This is a genomic window from Lysinibacillus mangiferihumi (assembly GCF_003049665.1).
Classification (GTDB): domain Bacteria; phylum Bacillota; class Bacilli; order Bacillales_A; family Planococcaceae; genus Lysinibacillus; species Lysinibacillus mangiferihumi.
Genome location: NZ_PYWM01000093.1, coordinates 1 through 1,464 on the forward strand (window position 1 = coordinate 1; position 1,464 = coordinate 1,464).

Below are 1,464 nucleotides of genomic sequence, written 5' to 3' on the forward strand. Positions count from 1 at the left end.
ATAAAATGTACCCTATCAGATAGACACTTTGAAAAAAGTCCTACTGATAGGGGCTTTTTGTTTATAATGAGAAAAAAAGATGTTGGAGCGGAACTAATGACAAAAAGATTATTCACAAAAAAAGAACAAGAACAGCTAACATGTAATCCTTATGTGCAAGCAGTGAGTGAAAAGGCGATCACATATACCGATGAATTTAAACGTCACTTTATTTCGGAAAATGAGAAAGGGAAACTGCCACGCGAAATATTTGAAGAGGCGGGCCTTGATATTGAATTAATGGGTGTGGAACGTGCGAAAGCTGCCGGAAAACGTTGGCGGGCCGCTTTCCGTAAAGCTGGTGTGGAAGGTTTACAAGATACACGTAAAACGAACTCAGGTAGACCATCAGAGCGTGAGTTCACATTGGAGGAAAAGATAGCACGATTAGAAGCCAAAAACCGTTTACTTGAGGCGGAGAATGAACTGCTAAAAAAGCTCGATCTACTCGAAAGGCAGATGTTGAAGAAGAAATAAAAATCGCACCAGAATTAAAATTTGAACTGATCCACCAAACGATTAAAAAGTATAAATTGAAGCGTATGGTGAGCTATCTTTGCGAAGTAATGGCAGTCTCTCGTTCAGGTTATTACAATTACTTTACGGAAAAATCTGCGCAAAAGCGCGCTACACAGGAACAAGCAGATCAAGTCATAATGAAAATCATTTTAAAGGCCTATCATTTCCGAGGACGCAAAAAAGGAGCGCGTCAAATTAAAATGACGCTTCAAAATCAGTATGGCATGACATACAACTTGAAACGCATACGCCGTATAATGAAGAAATTTAAAATTATCTGTCCCATTCGAAAAGCGAATCCTGCACGTCGCATGGCGAAAGCAACGAAAGAACATAGAGCTTGCGAAAATAAATTAAATCGTCATTTCAAACAAGGCATCGTAGGAAAAGTGCTGTTAACCGATATCACGTATTTAACTTACAAAGGCGGTAAACGGGCTTATCTATCAACAGTTAAAGACGCTGAAACAAATGAAATTTTAGCGTATGAAGTATCTTCTTCCTTAAATATGGAAATTGTGCTCCGTACGCTTTATAAATTAAAGAAACATCACCATTTAACAGAAGATGCCTTTATCCATTCCGATCAAGGTGTTCATTATACGAGCCCCCAATTCCAAAAGCTTGTGAAGAAAATGGGCTTAGGACAGTCCATGTCGCGCAAAGGAAACTGTTGGGATAATGCGCCCCAAGAATCATTCTTTGGGCATTTTAAAGATGAAACCAATCTAAAGGAGTGCGAAACATTAGAAGAAGTAAAACGAGAGATTAAGCGTTATATGACGTATTACAATCATTATCGAGGTCAGTGGAATTTAAAAAAGCTGCCGCCTGTAAAATACAGACAGCAGCTTCAACAAGTTGCCTAGGCTTTTTCAAAATGTCCTTTACAAAGGGTACACTTTA

General features: G+C 38.7%; 1 protein-coding gene. It reads left to right on the forward strand.

Annotated elements, in window-relative coordinates; all coding sequences use genetic code 11:
* Nucleotides 1-96: 96 nt before the first annotated feature.
* Nucleotides 97-1,427, forward strand: a protein-coding gene (locus C9J37_RS27615; RefSeq protein WP_235617284.1) for an IS3 family transposase whose coding sequence is annotated in 2 segments (ribosomal slippage) — nt 97-481 and nt 481-1,427 — 1,332 coding nt in all. Because the reading frame shifts where the segments join, the coding sequence is not laid out codon by codon here.
* Nucleotides 1,428-1,464 lie beyond the last annotated feature (37 nt).